23 protein-coding genes and 1 CRISPR repeat array are annotated in these 25487 nt (G+C 31.7%); of the genes, 12 read left to right on the forward strand and 11 right to left on the reverse strand.

Going from position 1 to position 25487, the window contains the following annotated elements; translation table 11 throughout:
• Positions 1 to 9: 9 nt before the first annotated feature.
• The 7 genes from MFS40622_RS01815 to MFS40622_RS01845 are packed head-to-tail and all read right to left on the reverse strand — an operon-like array spanning position 10 to position 5180.
• Positions 10 to 513 carry a 4Fe-4S binding protein gene (locus MFS40622_RS01815; protein ID WP_012979971.1) on the reverse strand — a complete coding sequence of 168 codons (504 nt, stop codon included), beginning with the start codon at positions 511 to 513 and terminating at the stop codon, positions 10 to 12.
• Positions 506 to 1909 carry a 4Fe-4S binding protein gene (locus tag MFS40622_RS01820; protein WP_012979972.1) on the reverse strand — a complete coding sequence of 468 codons (1404 nt, stop codon included), beginning with the start codon at positions 1907 to 1909 and terminating at the stop codon, positions 506 to 508. Before MFS40622_RS01820 ends, MFS40622_RS01815 begins: the two co-directional genes overlap by 8 nt.
• A gap of 42 nt (positions 1910 to 1951) precedes the next feature.
• Positions 1952 to 2203 (reverse strand): hypothetical protein, encoded by a 252-nt coding sequence (locus MFS40622_RS01825; RefSeq protein WP_012979973.1) that lies wholly within the window; start codon positions 2201 to 2203, stop codon positions 1952 to 1954.
• A 16-nt stretch (positions 2204 to 2219) separates the two neighbouring features.
• Positions 2220 to 3008, reverse strand: coding sequence for a Na(+)/H(+) antiporter subunit B (locus MFS40622_RS01830; protein ID WP_012979974.1), 789 nt, complete (start codon positions 3006 to 3008; stop codon positions 2220 to 2222).
• 1 nt (position 3009) lies between these two features.
• A complete protein-coding gene (locus MFS40622_RS01835; protein WP_012979975.1) occupies positions 3010 to 3324 on the reverse strand; it encodes a hypothetical protein in 315 nt (104 codons plus the stop codon).
• A 14-nt stretch (positions 3325 to 3338) separates the two neighbouring features.
• Positions 3339 to 4784 carry an energy conserving hydrogenase EhbF gene (ehbF, locus tag MFS40622_RS01840; RefSeq protein ID WP_012979976.1) on the reverse strand — a complete coding sequence of 482 codons (1446 nt, stop codon included), beginning with the start codon at positions 4782 to 4784 and terminating at the stop codon, positions 3339 to 3341.
• A gap of 39 nt (positions 4785 to 4823) precedes the next feature.
• Entirely contained in the window at positions 4824 to 5180 is a 357-nt protein-coding gene (locus MFS40622_RS01845) for a cation:proton antiporter subunit C (protein ID WP_012979977.1), read from the reverse strand.
• A 239-nt stretch (positions 5181 to 5419) separates the two neighbouring features.
• Between MFS40622_RS01845 and MFS40622_RS01850 the strand changes: the two genes are divergently transcribed.
• The 10 genes from MFS40622_RS01850 to MFS40622_RS01895 all read left to right on the forward strand — a co-directional run bounded on the left by MFS40622_RS01850 (position 5420) and on the right by MFS40622_RS01895 (position 15803).
• Positions 5420 to 5887: a DUF6884 domain-containing protein gene (locus MFS40622_RS01850; protein ID WP_012979978.1), complete on the forward strand. Its 468-nt coding sequence runs from the start codon at positions 5420 to 5422 to the stop codon at positions 5885 to 5887.
• A complete protein-coding gene (locus MFS40622_RS01855) occupies positions 5874 to 8078 on the forward strand; it encodes an ATP-dependent helicase (RefSeq protein WP_012979979.1) in 2205 nt (734 codons plus the stop codon). Before MFS40622_RS01850 ends, MFS40622_RS01855 begins: the two co-directional genes overlap by 14 nt.
• A gap of 13 nt (positions 8079 to 8091) precedes the next feature.
• Complete coding sequence (locus tag MFS40622_RS01860; protein ID WP_012979980.1) at positions 8092 to 9045, forward strand: PD-(D/E)XK nuclease family protein; 954 nt, start codon at positions 8092 to 8094, stop codon at positions 9043 to 9045.
• A gap of 20 nt (positions 9046 to 9065) precedes the next feature.
• Positions 9066 to 10310, forward strand: a complete 1245-nt coding sequence (gene dpdA / locus MFS40622_RS01865; protein ID WP_156769976.1) for a tRNA-guanine transglycosylase DpdA — start codon at positions 9066 to 9068, stop codon at positions 10308 to 10310.
• A gap of 200 nt (positions 10311 to 10510) precedes the next feature.
• Complete coding sequence (locus tag MFS40622_RS01870; protein WP_048197551.1) at positions 10511 to 11344, forward strand: sugar phosphate isomerase/epimerase; 834 nt, start codon at positions 10511 to 10513, stop codon at positions 11342 to 11344.
• A gap of 47 nt (positions 11345 to 11391) precedes the next feature.
• The gene (locus tag MFS40622_RS01875; RefSeq protein ID WP_012979983.1) at positions 11392 to 12351 is read left to right on the forward strand and encodes a radical SAM protein; all 960 of its coding nucleotides are present in this window, start codon (positions 11392 to 11394) and stop codon (positions 12349 to 12351) included.
• A 4-nt stretch (positions 12352 to 12355) separates the two neighbouring features.
• Positions 12356 to 13570: an aconitase X gene (locus MFS40622_RS01880; protein ID WP_012979984.1), complete on the forward strand. Its 1215-nt coding sequence runs from the start codon at positions 12356 to 12358 to the stop codon at positions 13568 to 13570.
• Positions 13570 to 14496 (forward strand): adenosylcobinamide-phosphate synthase CbiB, encoded by a 927-nt coding sequence (cbiB, locus tag MFS40622_RS01885; RefSeq protein ID WP_012979985.1) that lies wholly within the window; start codon positions 13570 to 13572, stop codon positions 14494 to 14496. Before MFS40622_RS01880 ends, cbiB begins: the two co-directional genes overlap by 1 nt.
• Positions 14490 to 15563: a Clp1/GlmU family protein gene (locus tag MFS40622_RS01890; RefSeq protein ID WP_012979986.1), complete on the forward strand. Its 1074-nt coding sequence runs from the start codon at positions 14490 to 14492 to the stop codon at positions 15561 to 15563. The genes cbiB and MFS40622_RS01890 overlap by 7 nt, the downstream gene beginning before the upstream one ends.
• Before the next feature lie 9 nt (positions 15564 to 15572).
• Entirely contained in the window at positions 15573 to 15803 is a 231-nt protein-coding gene (locus MFS40622_RS01895) for a DUF504 domain-containing protein (protein WP_012979987.1), read from the forward strand.
• On the opposite strand, the gene MFS40622_RS01900 is transcribed toward MFS40622_RS01895, so the two are convergent.
• Both MFS40622_RS01900 and MFS40622_RS01905 read right to left on the reverse strand, forming a co-directional pair.
• Positions 15786 to 16976 (reverse strand): MFS transporter, encoded by a 1191-nt coding sequence (locus MFS40622_RS01900; RefSeq protein ID WP_012979988.1) that lies wholly within the window; start codon positions 16974 to 16976, stop codon positions 15786 to 15788. The genes MFS40622_RS01895 and MFS40622_RS01900 overlap by 18 nt on opposite strands.
• Positions 16977 to 17102: 126 nt before the next feature.
• On the reverse strand, positions 17103 to 18893 hold the full coding sequence (locus MFS40622_RS01905) for a S16 family serine protease (RefSeq protein WP_012979989.1): 1791 nt from the start codon (positions 18891 to 18893) through the stop codon (positions 17103 to 17105).
• 105 nt (positions 18894 to 18998) lie between these two features.
• Here MFS40622_RS01905 and MFS40622_RS01910 point away from each other — a divergent pair, with 105 nt between their 5' ends.
• Entirely contained in the window at positions 18999 to 20465 is a 1467-nt protein-coding gene (locus tag MFS40622_RS01910; protein WP_012979990.1) for a sodium-dependent transporter, read from the forward strand.
• Between the two features lie 5 nt (positions 20466 to 20470).
• Positions 20471 to 20590, forward strand: coding sequence for a MetS family NSS transporter small subunit (locus tag MFS40622_RS09440; protein WP_012979991.1), 120 nt, complete (start codon positions 20471 to 20473; stop codon positions 20588 to 20590).
• 361 nt (positions 20591 to 20951) lie between these two features.
• A CRISPR array of direct repeats spans positions 20952 to 21811; the repeat unit is 30 nt; unit sequence GTTAAAATCAGACCGAATCGGTATGGAAAC.
• A gap of 248 nt (positions 21812 to 22059) precedes the next feature.
• Here the strand turns inward: MFS40622_RS09440 and MFS40622_RS01915 are convergent.
• Together MFS40622_RS01915 and MFS40622_RS01920 are read right to left on the reverse strand one after the other, a co-directional pair.
• Entirely contained in the window at positions 22060 to 22455 is a 396-nt protein-coding gene (locus MFS40622_RS01915) for a PIN domain-containing protein (RefSeq protein WP_012979992.1), read from the reverse strand.
• Between the two features lie 11 nt (positions 22456 to 22466).
• Positions 22467 to 25487: an AAA family ATPase gene (locus MFS40622_RS01920; RefSeq protein WP_012979993.1), complete on the reverse strand. Its 3021-nt coding sequence runs from the start codon at positions 25485 to 25487 to the stop codon at positions 22467 to 22469.

A 25487-nucleotide genomic window follows, 5' to 3' on the forward strand; every position in this document is an offset into this window, starting at 1 on the left:
TTTTAGGATTTATTCTTTAATAATCCTTCTTAGATTGATTGAAAGCAAAGAGCTAATCTTATTAATCTGCTCTTCAGAGATTTCAACCTTTTTCTGCAACAATTTTGACACATCAACCTCTATATATTCTTCACCAACATCTCTTGGATGAATTGGAGATATTTCATTAAACACAGAAAAAACTGGGCAGAAATCATGGCAATATAAACAGTAGATGCATTTCTCTGGATTTATCTTTGGTATTTTATCCTTAACGTAGTTTTCTGTTATTTTAACTGGTTCAATGGGAATCATCTCAATTGCCTTAGTTGGGCAAACATTAGCACATCCTTCACATCCAATGCATAATTCTTCAATAACAGTCTTTGGAATCTTAACTTTGCCAGATAATATTGCCTCCCTCATCTCTAAGCTTGTGTATCTCTCACTACCTAAGATAATTCTCTCTAAGTTCTCATATATCCCAGTTAAAAATATCTTTGCAAAGTTTTTCAACTCATCCAATTTAATCACCGCACTTTACTTTCCATTTCCTATGTAGATATATAGCTTTAGTTGGACAGATATTGTAGCAAGCTCCACAAAATTCACATCTCTCCTTATCAATAACTCCATAATCTATGCAGTTGTTTGGACAGACCTTGTTGCAGAGACCACACTTTATACAGAAGTCCATATCAGTTCTAATAAATGAGTTTTCTCTATCAACGATTTTTTTATAGCCAGTGGTGTTTGGAATCACATCCCTTGGGCAGTGGATAGCACACGTCTCACAAGCTATGCAATTATCAGTGAATAAAATCTCTTTGTTGCTTCTATCTATTATTATAGCATCTCTTGGACATACATTTGAACATGTTCCACATAATATACAGTTTTCATCCCTAATCTTTTCCAACTTAACTGTAGTTATTGATATTGCTTCTTCTGGACAGTTATTTATACAAATTCCGCACAATGAGCATCCACCAACAACTCTATCATCTTTAATCCTTCTAACATCGTTAGGGCAGATTTCTACACACTTCAAACATTTCCAGCAGATATCTGGGCTATAATATAGATGCCCTTCCTCAAACCTTAAAGCCCCACTTGGGCAGTGTTCAGCACAAAGCCCACAATTTATGCAATAGCTTGTTGGTTGGGACTTTTTATCTTCTTTAACCTTAACAACCTTAAAGTTTTTAACCTTTAAAGCATCATTTGGACAAACCTCTATACATTTTAAACAAAGAATGCACTTATTATAATCAACCTCTCCATCTTTAATGGCATCTTTTGGACAAATCTCTCCACACAAATTACAGGATGTGCATGCATCTATAGAATCTGGAATTATTGTTTCTCTTGGGCAGAGGTAAGAGCATCTTAAGCATCCAACGCAGTTATCCCTATCAATTTTTATGGATTTTCTTTCTACTTTTTCAACAGCCCTGCCTGATTTTTCTTCAACTCTAAACAATTTAACTTTCATAAGATTCTCTAAAACTTTTAAGTATCTCTCTGCCAATCCTTCTCTCTTTGTGTTTAACAATTCATAAGAGCTAACTCTTGCATTATAAGGGCAGACCTCAACACAGACACCACACATTGAGCAAATTCCCATTGGGAACTTTTTTCCATCTTTCTCTACGATTTTTATAATCCCAATTGGGCAGACATTGGCACAGATACCACAGCCATTACATCTCCTCCTATCTACATAGTAGCCTCCAAACTCATTTCTCTTAATTGCCTTGTTTGGGCAGTTTCTTGCACATTCTCCACAAGTTAGACAGCTAAAACTCTTATTATTTAATAAGAATATTGCATCTGTTGGGCAAGCTTCCATACACTTAGATGTTTGTGAGAAAGGGCAAGATTGACATTTCTCATCTACTCTACATTTATCTAATATGGTTATAATCATCTTCTCTCCCCTCAAAATCTAATTAACAAAATTTAAAAAGAATTAAGGCATCTTCCCTCCGAATAATCTATTGCCAACAATTATTCCAATCACTGCAGATAAATAAGAGCAAGATAATGGTAACAAATCATAGTATGGGAATGCTTTTAAGAAATAAGCAATAACTACAGTTAAAATCAAATATCCGACAATATTTCCTATCCTATGCCTATACTTAGCTCCTATTAACACTCCAAATAAAAATGCAAGGATTGATGGATAGTAAAGATAGTTATTTAATATTGCCTCTATCATCCTAATTCACCAAATTTTATTTTAACTCCTCCTCTGATTTGCTAATTTTTTCAATAATAACTTTTTCACAAGACAATAAGAAAGCAGCTGTTGATAACCCAGCTAAAACCTTTAATCCAACGACTATGTTTAGATACGGGATAATTCCAGCAGTAACAACATCCTTTGGAGCTGGAAAGATAGTGAATCCATTAATTTCAGTGAAGTTGAATAGATAATAACCCCCAATAACCATTCCAGCAACACCCAATAGCAGATAACCTAAAGCCCCTAATGCCTCTAACTTCTCCAAAAACTTATGTTCAAACCACAATGGACTATTAGAACCAAAGGCTATAACCGACAATATAAATGCAGCAGCAATTAAAGCCCCTCCTTGAAAACCTCCTCCAGGTGTTATATGCCCTCCTAATATAGTTATAATCCCCAAGGCAACCATTAAAACACTCATTGGAAATGCCAAAAATTTGATTATTGGTGTGTGTTCTCCCCATCTTTGGAGAGTAATATAGTCATCAGATTCTGGAGCATGAAATAATTCTTTTAAATAAGTGTTATCATACAATGACTTCCCAAACACAATCCAAGAGACCATAACAGCAACAACTAAAACCAAACACTCCCCTAAGGTATCATAAGCCCTCCAGTCAAATATAACAGCACATACATAGTTTGGAATTATATAATGCGTAAGATAAACCTCATTAACTCCAGGATTTACTTGCATGTTTGCTAAGCTATACAATATAGATGCACCAAATACAAAGAAAGATATGGCAACAGCCAAATCTCTTTTAGAGTTCATTTTACCACCTTGTTGTCATATAGATGCAGAATGCCATTGCCCCTAAGAATATAGAAAGCCAAAACAATTGGTAGTTTATAGCGTTTGAATTCTCTTCCTTAAACTTAAAAATTAATGGAGATACTGCCAAAGAAAATGCTAAGGCAGCTAAGCCAAACAAAGTCATCAAAGTTTTTCCATAAACCCTACCAATAATCAAAGCCCCAAATATAAACAACAGATAGAGAGAGAACTCTCCAGTAAATACTGCCCCAACTGTAATACCATCCCCATGTTCTTCTTTATCCAACTTTTTTTGAAAGTCATTATAATCCATAAAGCTCACCTAATTTATTTTAGGTAATAATTAACTCCTAACTCCTTTGCATAGTCCCAAAGATAGCTTGTTACAATATCTGGATAGATACCAATTATTATACATAAAGCGGTTAATACAAACAAGCTAAAGACAGCAAGTTTAGGAACTTCCTTGTTTTGATACTCTTCCAATGTTTTTTCATCTACTGGCTTTAAGTAAATTAGATAGAATGCCTTCATCATTGACACAAATGTTCCTATACTGACAATAATCATTATAATGGCTACTTCTGGCATATTTACTTGCATAGCCGCTTGGGCAAGCATCCACTTACTCTGAAATCCGTTAAATGGTGGAATTCCACTTATCGCAAGCTTTGCACATAACACCATAAATGCTACAGAGGGCATTAAAGGCAATAAACCTCCCAATTTATGCAGATTGCTTCCTCTCTTACAGCTTACAATATATGCCCCCAAAAACAAGGCAGATTTATATATAACGTGGTTTATAGCGTGGAAGATACCAGCAACAATTCCTAGTGGTGTTCCTAAGGCTAAACCAGTAGCTACATATCCCCCCTGACTTATAGCGTGATATGCCAGGAGCTTTTTATAATCACTCTGCAACAATGCCATTACAACCCCAAACACCATTGCTAAAACTCCCAAAGCAATTAAAACTGCATGAGCACTTGCAAAATAATCTAAGCCGTTAAATAGCTTTAGGATAATTAGCATCAAGCCAACTAACACAAACTTTGAGTATGTTTGTAGCATAGCGGAGATAAACCCCTTAGACCTTGCGTATAAATCAGCTTTAACGTTGTGGAAAGGAGGGAGACCAGCTCCATAGGCTAAACCAACAATTAATAATAGCAAACCTCCATAAATCATTGGATTGTCAGTTAATAGGTAGTTTTTCATGTCTGTAATGTTTAAAGTTCCAGTTGATGCCAATAAAAAGGCTATTCCCAATAGCATTAAAGCTGCTGCAACATTACCCATTATCATATATCTTAATCCTGCTTTGTAAGCCTCTTCAGTTCCAGATAAAAACACCAATCCAGCTTGAACAATTGAAACTATCTCAAAGAACACATACAAGTTAAAGATATCATCAGCTAAAACTATAGCTGCAATACTTGCAAATCCCATTAATGAGAGAGTAACAAACATATTATTTTTTAATTTCTCTCCCATTCCTGTGATTAAAACAAGAGAGGCAATTAAAGATAGAGTTACAATAACTGCCTGTTTTGCTGGGTTGTATAAATAGGCAATACCAGAAACCCATCCATCAACAACTCCATGCCCTCCAAAGTAGTAATACCCATACTGGCTGATAAATGGCAAAATAATCAAAATAATGGCTGTGATAAATGTTATATATTTCACAGCTTTCTCTTTTCCATGTAATAAATTCATGATTATTGCCATGATTAATGGAAACACAATTATCATTGGTAAGTAGTTCATCTTCTCCCTCCAATATTTTAGAGAAAGTTAAATTGGATTTTAATCTTCTCTTAGTATTACAGAGCTTTTGAGTGTTTTATATTTTTTATATAAGATTATAGAGACCCCAAGCATCACAGCGAGCATTGATGCCTCTATAACTATGTTTGTTAAAACTAACGCATGAGTTAGTGGATAGGCTGACTCCTTAGCAAAAACTTCTACAGAAACACCAGGAAGTTTTATTGGAATTGTTCCTCCATTGTAACCAATAGTTATTAGGGCTAAATTAACCCCACTACCTAAAATCTCCAAAGCAATAATTTTTTTCAAAACATTGTCAACAAAAAATACCCCATACAACCCAATGACCACTAAAAGTCCAGAAGTGATGAATGATGCCATCTGAAAATCCATTCTACCCACCAATAATTTATCATTATTATTAATGACAGATTGGGATTAAAGGTATATAAATATTATGGATTATGATTCATACTCTCCTATAACATAAACCTTTTATATTTGAACTTATCAAAATTTGCTAATACATATACCTCGTTTCATGAATATTTATGTTTATTTAACAACATTACTAAAATAAAAAGATCTGCTGATTTAGAAATCATAAAATTTTAACTCTACGGTGATGAAATTTGGAGATTTTCACCAATAATGAGGAAAAATACCTATTAATCACATCATGTTCTAAAGCTAAGAAAAAATTGGATAATGTCCCGGCTATAGAATTGTATGACGGCCCTGCTTTTAAGATTATTCGTAAGTATAAACCACCAAATGTCGATGTTTTGATACTTTCTGCTAAATATGGTCTTATTGATGAAAACACCATAATAAATTATTACGATATGGAGATGAGTAAAGAAAGAGCTATAGAACTAAAAAATGAAGTTTTTAAAAAGTTTTTTCAGTTGAAATTGGATGATTACGGAGAAATCTTCATTAATTTAGGGAAAATATACCACATTGCATTTGAAGATTGTTTAAATCATTTAGAAAATTCTACAAACGTTATTGTTGCTCAAGGAACTATCGGTATAAGACTGAAAACTCTAAAAGAATGGATAGTCAATATTGGGAGTGGTAGCAATGGATCTAAATGAATTTATGGAAATAATTCACCCAATGTTACCCAGTGGAGGATTAGATGAAAATCAAATGAATGTTGTTATCCATGGACAGGGTCCTTTATGGGTAATAGCAGGTCCAGGCTCGGGTAAGACAGAAACCCTAGTCATAAGAACATTAAAACTTATTTTTGTAGATAATGTGAACCCTAAGTCTATAGTCATAACTACTTTTACTGAAAAAGCTGCTAAAAATATAAAAGATAGAATTTCAAATTATGCATACTTAATTTATCAAAAGTATCCTGAACTTCAAAGAAATTTGGATGTTAATGATATATACATAGGAACTCTTCATAGCCTATGTAACCAAATAATGTTAGAATATAGATATCCAGGATATGAGAATTATAGACTTATGGACGATATTGAGCAATATCTCTTCGTCCATGAACATTCTGATGCCGTAAAGCATCATCATAAATATCAAGATATGTGGAACCATTTTAAATATCTTGAAAACAAGTGGAATAGATCTTTTAATTCTAGATGGGGTAGAACTCAAGTAGCTACGACTTTATTTAATAGAATTGTTGAATATTTAATTGATATAGAAGAATTAAAACAAAGTGATGAAAAGTGGGCAGTACAGTTAGCCGATGCGTATGAAAATTATGTCCAACTCTTAGAAATTCATCATAGATGTGATTTTTCACACTTACAGAAGAAATTTTTAGAATTTTTGAATACAAAACTCGGAGAATTATTTATTAAGGGTGATGGATCTCTAAGACATCCCGGAATATCACATGTATTAGTAGATGAATATCAAGACACAAATCCCATTCAAGAAGCCATATACTTTAAAATGGCGGAAAATACTCATAATCTTTGTGTTGTGGGGGATGATGATCAGGCGTTATATCGATTCAGAGGAGGGACTGTTGAGTGTATGGTTAATTTTGGAAATGCATGTCATCGTGAGTGGGGAATTACCTTAGAAAGAGTAAATACTGTTTTTCTCAACAATAATTACAGATCACATCGAGAAATTGTGAATTATTGCAATAAATTCATAACTTCATTTCCTGTTATGCAAAAAATCGGAGCAAGGGTAAAAGATAAACCAGAGTTAAATCCTAAAAGCGATATTTCTGGAAATTACCCTGCAGTTGCTTATATAACAGGAAGAACTATAGAAGAAACTGCGAATAATTTTGCAAATTTTGTAAGGTATCTTTTAGATGAAGGCGTAGTCAGCAAGCCTAGTGATTGTGCATTATTGATGAAAAGTGTAAGAGAAAACAGGAATTGGGCAGAACCATTTAAAAAAGCATTAAACAAAGTAGGAATTGAAGTATATAACCCGCGTTCAAGAAAATTTTTAGAGCAGGAAGAGGTTATGGCAGCATTAGGTGCATTTATAACTATTATCGATCCAAAACAAAATGCTTTAAGAAAAGTATGTAATGAAAACATACAAAGGTTGGTAAATAGATGGGTTGATACATATAGAAATGTAGCTTCAGAATCTCCTGAGTTACGAAAATATGTAGATTGTTCTATAAAATCTATTGCAAAAAGAAATTTGGGGGAGCGATTGAATATTAACATTTCTGAAATATTGTATAGAATATTAGCACATCCACCTTTTAGTGATTGGTTAGATGATCCAGAACGAAGTTATAGATTAGGAAAACTAACTCAATTATTTGAAAAGTATTCTTCGATACCTTATGATACCCCAGGTTCTACGAGGGGATTACTTAAAATGAGTAGTAAAAATAATGGAGAGATAAGTTTCCGATGGAGACAGAATTTTTACAATTCTTTTATAGGGTTACTTTCGACAGAAGGGCTTAATGATCCAGAGGATGAAGAAATTATATGTCCACCAGATAGACTGCCCATAATGACAATACATCAAGCAAAAGGTTTAGAATTTCCATTTGTTTTCGTTTATGGTCTCCGTTTAAAAGGTGATAAACCCAATGAATCAGCAATAATTGAAGAAGATCTCTACAAATACAGAAAAATTAAGTACTCCATAAATTTTACACCTTTAGAGAGAACTCAACAAGATTTGATAAGACTGTATTATGTAGCTTACTCCAGAGCAAAATATGCCTTAATTCATTTAGTTCCAAGAAACCATATGGGAAGTAAGGGATTTGGATTTATTGGAAACAACTTTAGTTTATTTAGTGCTATTGTGAAGAAAATTTAAGAGGTTTGATACAATGGAAAAATGGAGATCATATAAAGGAATAAAAATATCTGAAAAGCCTGTACAAAAATTAAAAGAAAAGTATAGTGCGACAGCAGATATTGTGTCATTTCAAATATGTCCACGACAGTATGGATTTTTTAAAATAAGAAAGTATCAGCCTGCACATATTGTCCAAATATGGTATGGGACAGTTATCCATCAAGTATTAGATAAACTCCACATGCATTATAAAGGACTTTTAGATCCCTCTACTGAAGGATCTATACCAACGGATCAAGATGTAGAACGATATTTTTTAGAAGTGGAGAATAGTTTGCTTGCCAGTAAGGGAATCCGTGCTATTACTGAAAATGTAAGGAATTCAGCTTTAAAAGTTTTACAGAGATTTAATAGACTTGAGGGCCCTACTTTATACCCGTTAGTTGAAGATACTGAATGTGAGTTTCAATCGGATAGAGGTAGTTATATATTAAGTGGAAGAGTTGATGTATTAAGAGACATTTCTACAATGGGAAAAGTGCCAAAAGGATATGATGCTAAAGAAATATGGGACTATAAAGGTACTCACTATCCAGATACTTCAACTAAGAGCGGTCGTGAAAAATTAAAAAGATATCGATTTCAAATGCTTGTATATGCGGAATTATATAAAGAAAAATATGGATTATATCCGTTAAAAGGAGTCATATACTTTATGAATGAGCTTCTTGATGCAAGCTCAGAACCTACAGTACGTCCCCCACAGGCAGTATATGAAATAGATTTTAGAGATCCAAGAAATTTAGATGACATAGAAGAGGCTATGGAGCTTTTCGATAAAACTGTAGAGGAAATAGAAGATAAAAAAAGAAAAGACGTCTGGGAACCTCCTAAAATTCCCCCTGACAAAGAAACATGTGATATTTGTGATCTTAGATGGAGTTGTCCATTAATGAAAAGTAAATATAGAATGAGGTATCCCTAATTAATTATAAGGAGGTATCAATGATGAAATTTTTTCTACCAGACTGGGAGGATAGAGTAGACCCGTGGTATGATTTTAAAAATGATAAATATTCTTCATCTCATAAAAAAAGTCCTTATGAAAATGATATTTATGCTCATCAACTTTTTGATGTTCCACCCTATGATGGTATTCTTGTTAGTTTAGGAGTTTTTAAATCAAAAATCACATTAAAAGATGACAAGAATCCAGAAATTAGAGGAAAAAACAATATAAAAGATTTTCTAAAAATTGATAATGGGAAAATTGAAGTTATGGGGGATTGCGGAGCTTTTACTTATGTACATGAAAAGAACCCCCCACCATTTTATAGTGTGGAAAGAGTAGCTAACCTATACGAACGATTAGGTTTTGATTATGGAGTTTCAGTAGATCATCTTGTGCTTGATTATGTAACTAAGAGAGTTAATGGAGAAAAAAAGAGAATAGAAATTTCCAAAAGAGAAAAAAATAGGCGAATAAAACTTACATTAAAAAATGCTGAAAAGTTCTTGAAACTACATAAACAAAACAAATTTAACTTTGAACCTATTGGAGTAGCCCAAGGATATGATATAGAAACCTATACAAAATCTGTAAAAAAGTTGGTTGATCTTGGATATGAGTATATAGCCTTAGGAAGTTTAGTAAGATACAAAACAGAAGAAATAGTAGGAATACTCGAAAGTATCGAACCCTACACAGAAAATGTAAAAATTCATCTTTTTGGAGTTTTAAGACCTGAAGCTATAAAAATTTTCAGAAAATTGGGTGTAACTAGTTTTGATAGTGCTTCTTATCTTAGAAAAGCATGGTTACGATCTGGAAGAAATTATTTAGCATATAATGGCATGTGGTATTCTGCAATTCGGGTGCCTTATTCTGACGATCCAAGATTAGTAAATAATGGAAAAGTTAATGGATATAGCATACCTGAATTAAAAAAGATGGAATCCAAAGCACTAAAATTATTATTTAAGTATGACCAAGGAGAAGCAACAATCACTGAAGTTTTAAATGCAGTTTTAAAGTATGACCAATTACTTTTACGAGATAGCGAAAACATGGACAAATTTGAAGAAAAATATATAAAAACTTTGGAAGATAAGCCTTGGAAACAATGCAATTGTAATGTTTGCAAGTCAATAGGGATAAATGTAATAATTTTTAGAGGAACAAATAGAAATAAAAGAAGAGGTTTTCACAATATATGGGTATTTAAAAATGTGCTTATGAATAAATTGTAATATCCGCTCGATATCAGAGTGTATTAATTTATTATTTCTTGTTAAACTCAATGTTTTTCATTAAAATATTATATTTAGACTACATCTCTAACAAAAATTTAAACATTACATCAATGTGCAAAAACTAAAATAACAAAAACACAAAATATAGATATTGTGTTTGTTTTATGATAGATAAAATTAAAAGAAAGGTGTTAGATATGAAATTTGGTATTTCATCCTTAGTTTTCCTACCAGAGAGCTTAACCTCTTCAATGGAGAAGATAGCTGAACACAACTTTGATGCATGGGAGATTGTTTGTGAGGGAACTCATTACCTATCTCCAAAGAACATAAAATACCTCATGGAATTGAGAGATAAATATGAAGTTGAGATTGTAGTCCATGCTCCATTTTCAGATTTAAATCCAGCATCAATGAATGAGAGAGTTAGAAGACTAACTATAGAATGTATTAGAGATGCCATAGAGGGAGCTTTTGAACTTGACTCAGAGATTGTTGTTGTGCATCCTGGCTATATCCCAGAACTTTGGAGTAACTATGTAAATGATATATTAGACAACAATTTCTCAACACTTTCTGAGATTGTAGAGATAGCTGAAGATTATGGAATAAAAATTGGTTTAGAGAACATGCCAAACTTTAGAGGGCTTTTAGGAATAACTCCAGAGTCTTTATTAGAGATTGTTAAAGACATAGATTCAAAGAATTTAGGGGTAACGTTTGATATTGGGCATGCAAACACTGCAGGAAATCCAGCTGAATTTGTTGAAAAACTGCAAAATATTGGAATTGGGATTATACATGTGCATGCACATGACAACAATGGCTATGATGATGAGCATTTGAAAATAGGGGAAGGGAATATTAACTTTATTGAAGTCCTTGAAAAGCTAAAAGAGATTGGATATGATGGAGTGATTACCATAGAAAATAAGAATGTTAGAGATGCTGTAAAGAGTAAAGAAATGTTAAAAGAGTATTTGGAAATTGTTAATGAGAAAGTAGCTGAAAAGAAAAAAATAGAGGAATAGATTTTATTAAAACCTTTATTTTTATTATTATTTATTTTGGTGGTTTTATGGTTAATATAGCATTTGGGCCCGTCCCATCAAGAAGATTGGGGAAGAGTTTGGGAATAAATAATATCCCATGCAAGTTCTGCAGTTATGATTGTATATACTGCCAAGTTGGAAGAACTATAAACAAAACCATAGAGAGGAGAGTATTTTATAATCCAGAAGATATTTTTAAATCCGTAAAAGAGAAAATAAACAAGTTATCTAATGAGAAAATAGATTATCTTACGTTTGTTGCAGATGGAGAACCAACATTAGATATAAATCTATCAAAAGACGTTGAAATGCTTAGAGATTTTGGCATTCCAATAGCAATAATTACAAACTCCTCATTAATTTGGAGAGAAGATGTTAGAGAGGATTTGTTAAACTTTGATTTAGTATCATTTAAGGTAGATTCTGCTGATGAAAAAATTTGGAGGGAAATAAATAGACCTCATGAAAATTTATCATTAGATAAAATCTTAGAAGGTATGATAGCTTTTAGAGATAACTATAAAGGAAAATTGATAACTGAGACAATGATTTTAGGAAATATTAACTATACAGAAGATTCAATAATTAAGACAGCAGAATTTTTAAAGGAGTTAAAGCCAGATAAGTGCTATCTAAATACTCCAATAAGGCCACCATCTGAAAAATATATAAAACCTCCTAAAATAGAAGTTATAACCAAAATATTATCCATCTTTAATGAAATTATTGGAAAAGATAAGGTTGAACTCTTAGGAAAATTTGAAGGAAATGACTTTGTATTTTCTGAAAATGTTGAGGAGGATATATTAGCTATAACTTCTGTTCATCCAATGAGGGAAGAAGTAATCAAGGAATTATTAAATAAAGCAAATATCAGCTTTGATATTATTGAAAAAATGGTAGATGAAGGAAAATTAATAAAATTGGAGTATAATGGGGAGATATTCTATATGAAAAAGATTGAGAGTAGAGATAATATCTGGTGAAACAATGTATCTAACTAAGGAAGAGGAAAAAATCTTAGATGGGGAGTATGGAGAGGTTTTGAGAAGATGTATGAATTTATTAGTTTCTTTAGGGGATATTTACGGAGCTGAAAAACTAATTCCTATAAAATCAGCTCAAATTTCTGGAGTTTCATATAAAACTATTAAAGATATTGGTTTAGAGTTTTTAGAGGACTTTGCTAAAGAAAATGTTAAAGTTAAGGTTTATTCAACTTTAAATCCTGCTGGAATGGATTTAGATATATGGAAAGAGCTTGGGATAGATGAGGAATTTGCCAAAAAGCAGTTGAGGATTATTGAAGCATTTAAAAAAATGGAAGTTGAGATTGGATGCACTTGCACACCATACTTAGTTGGAAATCTTCCAAAATTTGGAGAGCATATAAGTTGGGCTGAAAGCTCAGCTGTAAGTTTTGCAAATTCTGTTTTAGGAGCTAAGACAAATAGAGAAGGAGGACCTTCTGCCTTAGCAGCTGCAATTATTGGTAAAACACCATATTATGGCTATCATTTAGATGAAAATAGAAAAGCAACACATATTATTGAGTTAGACAGCCAATTAATATCAAACATCAATGATGTTGGAGAGAGTTTTTATGGGGCTTTAGGTTATTTAGTTGGAAAGATTGTAAAAAATGGAGTGCCATATTTTGAAAATCTATATAAATTAAATCCAAACAATGATAATTTAAAATCCTTAGGGGCTGCAATGGCGGCGAGTGGTGGAATAGCCCTATATCACGCAAAAAATTTGACAGCTGAATGCAGAGTTAAAGAAGTTATTGATGATAAAGTTGAAAAAATCTCTGTTGGAATTGAAGATATAAAGGAAGCTTATGAGAAATTAAATACAACAAATGAAGAACCAGATTTAATTTGTATTGGCTGCCCTCACTGCAGTTTAATGGAAATTAAAAAAATTGCTGAACTTTTAAAGGATAAAAAATTAAATGCAGATTTATGGGTTTGCTGCTCTTTGCATATAAAAGCTATAGCAGATAGAATGGGATATACAAAGATTATTGAAAAAGCTGGTGGGAAGGTAGTTAAAGACACCTGTATGGTTGTCTCACCAATAGAAGATTTAGGATATAAAAAAGTGGCAACAAACTCTGGAAAAGCTGCTGTTTATCTACCAAGCTTTTGTAAGAGTGAAGTAATTTTTGGAGATATTGAGGAATTGGTAAAAGGGAGATAATGCTAAATCCAATAATTTTATTTTTAGCTATTATTTTTGATAGAATCATTGGAGAGTTGCCAGAGAAAATTCATCCAACGGTTTGGATAGGGAAGTTGATAACTTTTTTAGAGAATACATTTAAATCTACAAATTGTAAAAATAAATATAGGGACTTTTTATTTGGCATCTTAACTACAACAATTACAATATCTATTGTAGGAATTGTAGCAATTTTCATTGAAAAATTTATTTTATCATTACCCTTTCCTTTAAACTATCTTATCTATGCTTTTTTGTTATCAACAACTATTGGATACAAATCATTATTTGAGTTCTGCAAAAAGCCAATTGAATATATAAAAAATGGAGATATAGATAAAGCAAGAGAGGCTGTTCAACATATTGTTAGCAGAGATGCATCAAAATTAGATGAAGAGCATATACTATCAGCAGCAGTAGAAAGTTTATCTGAAAATATAACCGACAGCATAATAGGGGCTTTATTCTATGCTGTTATTTTTGGATTGCCGGGAGCTTTTGTATATAGGGCAATAAATACATTAGATGCCATGATTGGCTATAAGAATGAGAAATATTTGTGGTATGGAAAGTTAGCTGCGAGATTGGATGATATTGCTAATTTTATTCCATCAAGAATAGCAGGGATTTTGCTAATAATTACTGCCCCATTTTATAAAGGAAGTATTAAAAAAGCCATATATGGATTTTTAAAGGAAGCTAATAAGGTTCCATCACCAAATTCTGGCTATACAATGGCTACATTGGCAAATGCTTTAAATATAACCTTGGAAAAGATTGGATATTATAAACTTGGTAGTGGAAAGATAGACGTTGAAAAATCTTTAAATGCATTTAAAGCAGTTGATTATGTGGTAATAATGTTTTTAATTATTTATACTTTAATTTGGTGGGCATTATGGTGAATAAAGCTTATTATACAGCAGAAGTTCCAGAGGATAGATTTGAGGCTTTGAGTTGTATTAGAGACTTAGTTAAACCTCTTAAAATTATATTACTTGGGGGAGTTGATAGTGGTAAAACAACATTAGCTACTTTTTTAGCAAATGAACTTTTAAACTTAGGATTTAGAGTTGCAATAATCGATAGTGATATTGGGCAGAAAAGCATATTACCCCCAGCAACTATAAGCTTAGCCTTTCCAGAGACAAATTTTAACAATTTGTATGAAATTAAGCCATATAAAAGTTATTTTGTTGGTTCGACAGCTCCAATTCAATTTTTTGGAGAAATGATTACTGGAACCAAGTTGCTTTGTGATTATGCTGAAGATAAAGCAGATGTTGTTATAGTTGATACAACTGGGCTAATATCTGGTTCTGGGGCTGATTTAAAGAGGATGAAAATAGAGATGATTAAGCCAGATGTTATAATAGCATTGCAAAAAAGAAATGAACTTAGGCAGATATTAAAGCCCTTTGAAAATAAAATTAGGGTTTTTTACTTAAAAGTTTATGAAAATGCGAAATCATTTAGTAGGGAAGAGAGAAAAGAAATTAGAGCAGAGAAATGGAAAGAGTACTTTAAAGACTCAAAAATTTATAGCATTGGATTTAATGATGTAATTATTAGTGGAACTAAGGTATTTCAAGGAGAGAAGATTTTAGAGGATGAGAAATATCTGTTAGAATCGATTTTTAAATGGAAAATACTCTATGGTAGTAAATGTGAAGGAAGATATACAATAGTGAAGAGAGATTTGGTAAATATGCCACGACAGATAGATAAAAACATTCTATATTACATTGAGCCAGAAAGATTTAACAATTTAATAGTTGGATTGATTGATGAGGAGGGATTTTGCATAGGATTAGGTATTTTAAAAGCTATCGATTTTGAGAATGAAACTTTAGAGATTTTAACTCCAATAAATGAAGATGAAATTAAAAATATTAAAGAAATAAGGTTTGGAAGGATAAAAGTTGATGAAAATGGGGAAGAACTTGGCTTATTAGATAGAGATTTGATATAAAGTGATACTATGCTAAAAGAGATATTAAACAAAATTTTTTGGCATCCTGATTATAAAAAAGAAGATTTTGAAGTCATCATATTGCATAGGGGGGCTGAAGAAAATAAAAAAGTTATCTCTTTAGACGATGTTGAGCTTAGAGGGAACTATTTAGTATATTTTGATACCTATATTCCTCTCCATAGAATCTTAGAGATTAGAAACAAAAAAACTGGAGAGATTTTATATAAAAAGAAGTAACAAACCTGAAATTATAGCTAAAACTCCTCCAAACAAAAATGTCATTTCTGGACTTATCTTCCACAAATAACCAGCTATCAGACTCGCAGGTAAGCTTGTTAATCCCACTACAGTATAAAACAGCCCTAAGGCAGTAGCTCTAATATCCTCTGACGATAAGTCAGAAACATAAGCTTTCTGATTTCCAGCAAATAATGCATAGGCAATTCCATATAAAGCAAACAACAATATTAAACTTTTTTGAGATATAAAGTAAGCAAATCCTAAAGAAGTAATTCCATAAACTATATATCCCATGGTTAGAACTCTTCTTCTTCCAATTTTATCTGATAAAATACCAAATGGAATTGAAAAGGTGGCATAAAAGATGTTGTATAAAATATAGAGTGCTATTGGGATTATAATGGCCATTTTCTCATCCACTATCATTAGAAATTCCTGAGCTCTCAAAATATAAAACATATAGCTAAAATTACTTAGGGTAAATATAGCTGAGATTAAAATAAATAGCTTCAACTCTTTTGATAGATTTTTAATTCCTACTCTAAATGTTATTTTATTATAAGAGGTTGTAGTTTTTTCCTTAACAAAATATAAAGGGATGAGAGTTAGAAATCCAATTATTGCAGCTATCAAAATTATTTGATTAAAAGTGTATTGGAAATATAAGATAAACAGTAATGAAAGGGTAGAGCCCAATATGGCCCCAGCAGTATCAAAAGCTCTCTGTATTCCAAAGCCTTTACCCAAAGTTTTAGGCATGCTTTCAGATATTATTGCATCCCTTGGAGCTGTCCTTATACCTTTCCCCATTCTCTCGAGGGAGGAAAATACAACCGCCCCTAACCAGCTTTTTGATAAACCTAAGAGTAGTTTGAACATTGAAGATGTTAAATAACCCAAAACAACAAAAATCTTCCTCTTTCTAACTTTATCTGAACAATAACCAATTAAAACCATCAAAATGTTTGAGATAAACTCTCTCAATCCACCAACTAAACCAATTGATAAACTTCCTCCACCAACACTTGTAATAAGCATAGGCAGAATTGGCATTATCATCTCGCTACTCATATCATTCAAAAAGCTCGTAAATCCTAATAAATATACATTTTTAGCCAATTTTCTGTTATTATTTTTTTGTAAATTTGATTCTGCCAATTTTCTCACCATAAAAAATAGAAATTATAGTGTTTTTCAAAACTTATTAAAGGTCATAAGGAATATTTGAACGCCTTCTTTTAAGAAGGCATTCATCAGTGCCTTAATTACTCTAAAATATTTTGAAAAACACTATAGTTATGTAGATGCCCTTCTTGCTAAGTATCCTCCTGCAAATCCTATTAATCCACCAATTACTGCAGAAATTATTACTCCGACATTATTTCCTTTAGTAGTTGCTGTCTCTTCGCTATTAACTTTCTCGTTAGTAACTATATTAATTTCACTAATATTTTCTTTGTTAGTTTTATTTAACACTTTCATCACATCTATATCCATTTGGGCGTAGTATGAGCTGTACTTATAATACATAATCTTTGATATGCTATCATTCAAACTGTCTGCATATTCATAATAGCCTAAAGCTGAAATTGGAGTTATTCCTAAGTTTTCAGCTAAATTTATTTTGTTTCTTGCATATTTTTTGAAATATTTAATGTCTCCGAATATAACTAATGGAATTTCTGCTTTTACACAGGTATCTATACTTTCAGCTATAGTTAATAAATAATCCCCCTGTTTATAAGCTTCCTTTGCAGATTCCAAGTCATTTTCAAGTCCATCAGTTGGTAGATTAGGAAAGATAGTCTCTACGTAAGTTGAAATTGTTTCAGCATTATCTAAATACTGTTGAGCTAATGGTTTTAATTTAGACTCATTTATTATCTCGCTATTATTATCGTTTTCTTTTAAAGAAACCCACCACACTGCACTATCTCCCCTCAACTTTGCAAAACTACCATATTTTATTGCCTCATCGTAATTTCCTAAATAGTACGATTTCCATGCATTATATAAGAGTTTTTTTGCCTCAACAATCCTTATTCTTCCTGCTAATATCTCTTCAAAGTTGTTAGTGGTTACTTTTTTTGAATAAACAATTTTTTCATCAGATTCAATTTCATCTTGAACGTTTGTTAAAAATGTGCTAATGTCTTCTTTTCCTGTTAAATACCCTATAGTATGTTGAATAGTTTCAAGTTTAATTAATGCATTAAATGCAGAACATGTTGCAGCATAATATTCACTTGTTATGTATTCATTGTTAGCTTTATCTAGTAGATTTTTTGAGGCATTTAGCTCATTTAATAACATAGTTTGATATTCATAATCAACATAATAGTTGTTGCTCAACTCCTTGGAGATATTCTCGTATTTTTCATTAGCCATTTTTAGGACATTCTCACTTAATTTTTTCATTATATTTTTATATTTTTCTTCAATCGAGATATTTTCTGGATATTCCTTTATAACGATTTTTTTGTTTGTAAAGTAAGGAATAGCCTCATAAATGCTTCCAACCTCTATAACCTTAACTCCAAGTTTTTTACCAAATTCTACTGCATCAACTTTCTTTCCATTTACTTCAACATACCTCTGCCCTTTTGGAATTAACATAATCGTGCAGTTTGCTTTCTTAGCGGCTTCAATTTTTTCCAATATTCCTCCCACGGGCCCTATACTACCATCTGGATTTATCATTCCAGTCATCATAACATGTTTATTTAAACTCCAATTCATCAACTCGCAGATAATTCCGATAGTCATTGTTCCTCCTGCTGATGGTCCCCCAACAACTGGCACATCACTCCTAACAGTAATATAGATGTTATATTTATTCATATCTTTTCCAGTAACTTCCCCAGCAACCTTTGCAGCGATTCTTGCAGAACCCTGCATGTCTAATTCAGTTAGAGGCATAGTATCCATAAATACATGCCCATCTCCTTTGGTAACATTAATTTGAATATTTATTGGAACACCCACGTATCCCTTATCCGTTAAAGATACTGCTGGAGCTTTTATAATTACAGCAAAAGTTGAATTTAAAAGAAATATGGCTAAAAGCAGTACCAGTATCTTCCTCATATTACCCCTCCAAATCTTCATAAAACTACATTGTCTCAGATATACTTAAAAATTATCCTCAAATAAATATATAAAAAATAACAGTAAAATGGTAGTGTGAATTATATGGAAAGGGAAAGCTGGAGTTCTAACTTGGGGTTTATATTAGCAAGTGTTGGTTCTGCAATAGGATTGGGGAATATTTGGAGATTTGGATATATGGTTTATACGAATGGTGGGGGAGCTTTTTTAATCCCTTATATAGTTGCTTTGCTGTGTGTTGGTATCCCATTAATGATTCTTGAATTTGCTATTGGGCACTATACAAAAAAATCTGCACCTTTAGCTTTGGAAAAATTACATAATGGGGCAGAGTGGGCAGGGTGGTTTGCGGTTATTTCAGGGTTCATTATAACAAGTTATTATGCTGTTATCATAGCTTGGTGTCTTTATTATTTGATAATTTTAGCCATCTATGGATATCCATCAGACCCTAATGCTTATTTTTTCCATAACATACTTCAAATATCATCTGGTGTGGAGGATATAGGCGGAGTCTCTTATGGAATTTTAATATCTACCTTAGCTGTTTGGGGAATTATTGCTTTAATTCTAAGTGCTGGAGTTAAAAATGGATTAGAGAAGGCAAATAAAATAATGATTCCTTTCCTTTTGTTTTTAGTAATTCTGTTAGTTTTGAATGCTTTAACCTTGCCAGGAGCTTTAACTGGAATTGAGTGGTATTTAACCCCGGATTTTTCAGCATTATTTGATTATAATGTGTGGTTAAGTGCATTCTCTCAAATTTTCTTTAGCCTATCTTTAGGATTTGGAATTTTAATTGCTTATGCAAGTTATCTACCCAAAAAAAGTGATTTAACAATAAACGCTGTTACAATATCTCTCTTAAATTGCGGTTTTTCATTTTTAGCTGGTTTTGCTGTGTTTGGAACACTTGGATATATGAGTTATACAAGTGGCATTCCATTAGATAAAGCTGTTTCAGAAGGGATTGGCTTGGCTTTTGTTACATTTCCAAAGGCACTGTCTTTATTACCATTTGCAAGTAGATTATTTGGAATAATATTCTTCTTAGCTTTAGTTTTTGCTGGAATATCCTCTGCTGTTTCTATCGTAGAGGCAAGCGTATCTGCAATTATGGATAAGTTCTCATTAAGTAGGAAAAAAGCTCTACTTGCTGTATTAACTTTGTTTGTTATACTCTCACCAATATTTACAACTGGAGCTGGGTTGTATTATTTGGATATCATTGACCATTTTGCTTCAGGTTATTTACTTCCAATAGCGGCAATTTTAGAGATTATAATAGCTATATGGCTATTTGGTGGAGATAAGCTCAGAGAACATATAAATAAACTTTCAGAGATGAAGTTGGGAGTTTGGTGGAAATACTTGGCTGGAGTTGTGTCTCCAATAATATTAACTGCTGTTGTATTATTAGATGCTTCTAATGTTTTAACATCTGGTTATGGAGACTATAAAACAACTTATGTAATGTTTGGGGCTTTAATCATTCCATTGGCATTTGTTGTAAGTGTTGTTCTTCAAAAAATGAAAACTGTTAAAGGTTGATAATTATGAATCTTGGAGCTATAGCAATGTTTATATTTGGTGCTGTAATTTTATGGGGTGGGGCAATTTACTTTTTATGGAGGTCAATTAAGAGCAAAAATAATAAAGAGGATATAGAGGAATAACTCATGTAGAAATTATTTATTTTTAGATTATTAATTTTTAAAACTTAGATTTTCTTATTTAGAGGATTTAAATTTAATTTCTAAGGGTTTGTTGATTTAATTATTTGGAATATTTATGTTTATTGAATCATTTAGATTTTTAAAAATTAAGATTAGATAATAAGTTAAATAAAATTTCTCTAATTAATAAGTTAAATCTTTAAATTTAAAAAGATAAGAATACTTAATTTAACTAAAAGAGAAAGATTTAAATATCAGTGGGTTTATAAATAAAGGTAGTTATTTACCCTTAGAAAAATATGGTGCCGAAAAGTATATATATTAGAAAAATAATAAAAAATTGATTGTGAATGATTGCCCTGTTAAAATCAGACCGAATCGGTATGGAAACAAAATTCATTAAATTTTCAATATCATCAACGATTTCAACACGTTAAAATCAGACCGAATCGGTATGGAAACACTATAATCTTAAACGTATTTGTGAATTTTATAGTAATGTTAAAATCAGACCGAATCGGTATGGAAACTAATACGGACCAAATTCTCCAAGAGATATAAAAACATGTTAAAATCAGACCGAATCGGTATGGAAACAACTTTTTCATGTGCATAAAATGCTAAAATCTTAGCAGTTAAAATCAGACCGAATCGGTATGGAAACTGGAAATCCATCAAAAAGAATTTTTGTGGTTCTATCCAGTTAAAATCAGACCGAATCGGTATGGAAACCATTAAATACGCCAGCTAATATTACCAATTCATCCTTAGACAAGTTAAAATCAGACCGAATCGGTATGGAAACAACCAATTGCTGTCTAAAAATGATATTAATGTATCGTTAAAATCAGACCGAATCGGTATGGAAACTTTCTTGTTGTATTCTCTCCCAAGCAATCCTCTTAAGTTAAAATAAGACCGATTCGGTATGGAAACGTTTCGGGGTCTTTGAAGTTACATGTATGTGGTGTAGTGTTAAAATAAGACCGATTCGGTATGGAAACTGGAACAAACCGTTTAAAACCTCTGCCTCTTCCTTTGTATGTTAAAATCAGACCGAATCGGTATGGAAACTATTAAGTCCATGACCTTCTAAATATATTATGTTATTTTTAGTTAAAATCAGACCGAATCGGTATGGAAACATTTCAATATCATCCATGTTTAGAATCAACTTTTTCTGGAATTCAGGTTAAAATAAGACCGATTCGGTATGGAAACAATAATTCTCCCGTTTTTCGTTTATTGTAGCACTCGTTAAAATCAGACCTCTTAGAGGTTTATTCTCTTTTTAAACCATTAAAATCAAAGTAAAAGAGATATTTTTATCTTCTACTTAGTAATACTCACACATCTAAATATACAACAAACTATTTAAGTTAGTAATACTGAAAAAGAAAAAATCCCGAGAAATTTTTCAACCAGTATTAAAAATTATTACAAATTTAGAAAAATAAAATATAAGCTAACTAAATCATCCCAAAGACCTCAAAATACTTTTTCTGCCTAACGACCATTACTGGGATGTTGTTTTCTATTAATTTCTCTTTAAGTTCTTTATCGTTTGTTGCTACAATGACATTTTTATTTTCTTTTGCATAATTTAAGATTGCCTCATCTGCATAATTAGCATTGTAATCAATTAATTTGTAGTTTTTTATCTTTGCAAGTGCTAAATTAACAGCCAATTTTTCTTTACCTTTTAAATCTCCACTTTTTAATAACCTCTCTAACTCTTCTTTTACAGGAGAAAGTATAATTATCTCAAACTTTGCATTTAAAGCCCTCTCTATCTCATAATCAAAGTTTATCTTATGCTTAAAGACGTAAATTAAAAAGTTGGTGTCTGGGACTATTTTGTATATATTTTATCACCTCATTCGTTTGTCTTAACTTTTGAAACTCCTCCCTCTTTCGTAACATTGATTATAGTATCTGCTACATCCTCAAGTTCTCTGTGGTGAGTTATAATTACCATCTGTGGAACGTTGTCAATCTTTTTAAAGATTTCAGCTAACTTAGCCCTTCTATTTTCATCTAAATAGACAGTTGGCTCATCTAATATAATGCACTCAACTCTATTTCCAACCAATGCATTTGCTATAGCCAACCTCAAAGATAGAGCTACAGCTATCTGCTCTCCTCCACTTAGATTGTCTATAGTTAAGATACCATTAGGGGAATGAACCTTCACATCAAAATCTTCAGTAAGTTCTACAAAGCTGTAGGGCAAATCAAACTCATTGAATGCCTCATTTAGATGTCTCTGTATTATTGGTATGTATTTCCTTCTTAAATATCTCTGGAATCCATCTTTACCAAAGAGTTTTCTAATTTTTGTCAAATACTCTACAAATCTTTCTAATTTAACTTTCTCTTTCTCTAACTCAGATAGGCTTTGCAATTTTTCTTTTATCTTCTCAATCTCTTCCTTTAAATACTCAATACTGTTTTCAACGACTTTAAGCTCTCTCTCGATAATATTAAGCTCTTCCTGCTTCTTTTTAAATTCCTCCTCAATCTCTCTATATTTATCCTCAGAGTAGTTGATTTCATCGAGTTTTTGTTTAATATAGCTGATTCTCTCCTCTATATCTTTGATGTTTTCATTAACTTTAACAATCATGTCATTTAAATAGCTTTTAATATCATCAACTCCATACTCCTTTCTAAGGTTGTTTAAAGTAACCTCTGCTGAATTACACTTCTTATAAATCTCTTCAAGCTCATATAGCTTAGCTTTATACTTATCAACTGCATCTTTTAAAGAGATATATTCCTTATACAACCCTAACTTTGAAAGCATCTTATTCTCAACTTCTTTAAATTTAAGCTCCTTACTTTTAAGCTGAGTAACTTTATCTTTTAAATTAATTATCTCCTTCTCTTCTTCCCTTAGTTTATTAATCTCTTCTATGCATTTATCTTTATCCCAGCCCTTAACTACATCTTCAAGCTCTTTAATTCTCTTTCTTATTTTATCTTCATCTGCATTCTTTAGATAATCAATTGCTGAGATATATTTGTTGTATTTATCTTCAATCTCATTTAATTGCTTTTTAATCTCATCTACTATTTCATTCACTGGCTTTCCATCAATTATATAGCTTTTAAGCTGGTTTTCAATATCTATTAGAGTATTTTCAAGCTCTTCCAACTTTGATTTTAAATTCTGCAGAGTTTTTAGTTTCTCATAGTATTTTGTCTCAAGTTCTCTTAATTCCTTCTCTCTTCTGATAATTTTATTTATCTCTATTATTTTTTTGTCAATCTCATTAATCTTTTTGTTTAGCTCTTCCAACTCTTTGTATTTGCTATTTAGTTGAGATTTGTGAGAGTTTATTAGCTCTTGCTTCTTAATGTCATCTATTGGAGTTTTACACAATGGACATCTACCTTCAACATCCTTAAGTTCATTTAAAACCTTCTTTATCCTATTAATTTCATTATTAATCTCTCCTATTTTTTGTTTTATATCCTCTTTCTGTTTCTGCAGAGTTTCAAGCTCTATCTTCTTTTTATCTATATCTTCTAAAGCTTTTTTAACCTCGTCAATATTTATTTTGCCCAACTCATCCTTTATATTTCTAATTTCAGATTTTAGGCTTTCAATATTGCTTTCAAGGGATTTTTTACTCTGTAATAGCTTTGCATAATTTAGCATCATTTTGTTGTATTTCTCTAAGGCTTCATCCAATTGCTTATACTTATCATAGTAAGCCCTAAGCTCATCAGCAGTTTTTTTGTATTTTTCAATCTCATTAAGCTTAGTATAGAGGTTATCAAGCTCTATTAAGTGGTCTTTTATCTTTTCCAAGTTTTTAATCTTGTTGTTTATCTCCTCTAACAGCTTATCCAACTCATTCACTCTATCTCTATACTTACTCTTTTCAATAGTTTCTTTTAAGGAATTGATGTCATTTTCAAGATTCTTTAGAGTGTTTGATAACTTTAGATATTCCTCATATATTGGAGACAACTCCCCCAATCTATCCTCAACTGTCTTAATCTTATCAGATAATGATTTATACTCCTCAAACTCCTCTCTATACCTATTTAAAGTATTTTCTGCCTCAATAACTGCATCTAAATCGTATTTTAGATTTTTAAGTTTGTTATTTTCTAATTCTAAGGCTTTTTTTCTCTCTTCAAGCTTTCCTATTAATTTTTCATAGAGGGATTTTTTATTATTCCATTCTTCAAAGGTTTTTTCAGCAATTTTAAACTCTTCTCTAACTTTATCCAACTTTTCTTTTAATATTTTTAGTTCTTTTTCTTTCTTCTCTAAATCAGATATCTTATTGTTTAATTCTTTCTCATACTCTTCTCTATTGCTTAGATATCCTTTAATTCCCTCTAACTGCCTTTTATATTCATCGATAACATCCTTCATCTTCTGATAGCATTTTTCAAAGTCATCTATTCCTAAGAGCTTACCAATAAGCTCCTTTCTTTCGTGTGGTGGGAGATTTAAAAGATTTGCTATCTCCCCTTGCTTTATATATATGGAGTTTAAAAACATATCCCTATCAACGCCTAAAATTTCATTTATTGCTTTATTAACTTCACTAATTGTTGTAGCATAGGGTTTTCCATTCTTATAGAGCTTAGCTGAACTTCTGCCATCGTATTCTCTGACAACCCTATATTTAACTCCATTAATTTTAAATTCAAGCTCAACAGACATGACTTTTTTACCTTTAGTTATAACCTCATCATAGCTTAACCCCATTCTTCTTAAAGCATCAGCTCCAAACAATGCAAAAAACACTGCCTCAAAGATAGATGACTTCCCACTACCATTCTCCCCAATAATAGCAATAATTCCCTCATCAAATGTAATTCTAGTATTTTCATGGCTTTTAAAGTTATTCATCTTTATTTCTTTTAGTATCAT

It is taken from the genome of Methanocaldococcus sp. FS406-22, assembly GCF_000025525.1.
Lineage (GTDB): Archaea > AGJL01 > Methanococci > Methanococcales > Methanocaldococcaceae > Methanocaldococcus.

Coding starts and splice junctions, on each gene's coding strand:
- MFS40622_RS01900 (WP_012979988.1), bottom strand. CDS start 16,976: ATGGTGAGAAAATTGGCAGAATCAAATTTACAAAAAAATAATAACAGA.
- MFS40622_RS01860 (WP_012979980.1), top strand. CDS start 8,092: ATGGAAAAATGGAGATCATATAAAGGAATAAAAATATCTGAAAAGCCT.
- MFS40622_RS01835 (WP_012979975.1), bottom strand. CDS start 3,324: ATGGATTATAATGACTTTCAAAAAAAGTTGGATAAAGAAGAACATGGG.
- MFS40622_RS09440 (WP_012979991.1), top strand. CDS start 20,471: ATGAATCTTGGAGCTATAGCAATGTTTATATTTGGTGCTGTAATTTTA.
- MFS40622_RS01910 (WP_012979990.1), top strand. CDS start 18,999: ATGGAAAGGGAAAGCTGGAGTTCTAACTTGGGGTTTATATTAGCAAGT.
- MFS40622_RS01890 (WP_012979986.1), top strand. CDS start 14,490: ATGGTGAATAAAGCTTATTATACAGCAGAAGTTCCAGAGGATAGATTT.
- cbiB (WP_012979985.1), top strand. CDS start 13,570: ATGCTAAATCCAATAATTTTATTTTTAGCTATTATTTTTGATAGAATC.
- MFS40622_RS01920 (WP_012979993.1), bottom strand. CDS start 25,487: ATGATACTAAAAGAAATAAAGATGAATAACTTTAAAAGCCATGAAAAT.
- MFS40622_RS01820 (WP_012979972.1), bottom strand. CDS start 1,909: ATGATTATAACCATATTAGATAAATGTAGAGTAGATGAGAAATGTCAA.
- MFS40622_RS01875 (WP_012979983.1), top strand. CDS start 11,392: ATGGTTAATATAGCATTTGGGCCCGTCCCATCAAGAAGATTGGGGAAG.
- dpdA (WP_156769976.1), top strand. CDS start 9,066: ATGATGAAATTTTTTCTACCAGACTGGGAGGATAGAGTAGACCCGTGG.
- ehbF (WP_012979976.1), bottom strand. CDS start 4,784: ATGAACTACTTACCAATGATAATTGTGTTTCCATTAATCATGGCAATA.
- MFS40622_RS01825 (WP_012979973.1), bottom strand. CDS start 2,203: ATGATAGAGGCAATATTAAATAACTATCTTTACTATCCATCAATCCTT.
- MFS40622_RS01895 (WP_012979987.1), top strand. CDS start 15,573: ATGCTAAAAGAGATATTAAACAAAATTTTTTGGCATCCTGATTATAAA.
- MFS40622_RS01830 (WP_012979974.1), bottom strand. CDS start 3,008: ATGAACTCTAAAAGAGATTTGGCTGTTGCCATATCTTTCTTTGTATTT.
- MFS40622_RS01855 (WP_012979979.1), top strand. CDS start 5,874: ATGGATCTAAATGAATTTATGGAAATAATTCACCCAATGTTACCCAGT.
- MFS40622_RS01870 (WP_048197551.1), top strand. CDS start 10,511: ATGAAATTTGGTATTTCATCCTTAGTTTTCCTACCAGAGAGCTTAACC.
- MFS40622_RS01845 (WP_012979977.1), bottom strand. CDS start 5,180: ATGGATTTTCAGATGGCATCATTCATCACTTCTGGACTTTTAGTGGTC.
- MFS40622_RS01905 (WP_012979989.1), bottom strand. CDS start 18,893: ATGAGGAAGATACTGGTACTGCTTTTAGCCATATTTCTTTTAAATTCA.
- MFS40622_RS01880 (WP_012979984.1), top strand. CDS start 12,356: ATGTATCTAACTAAGGAAGAGGAAAAAATCTTAGATGGGGAGTATGGA.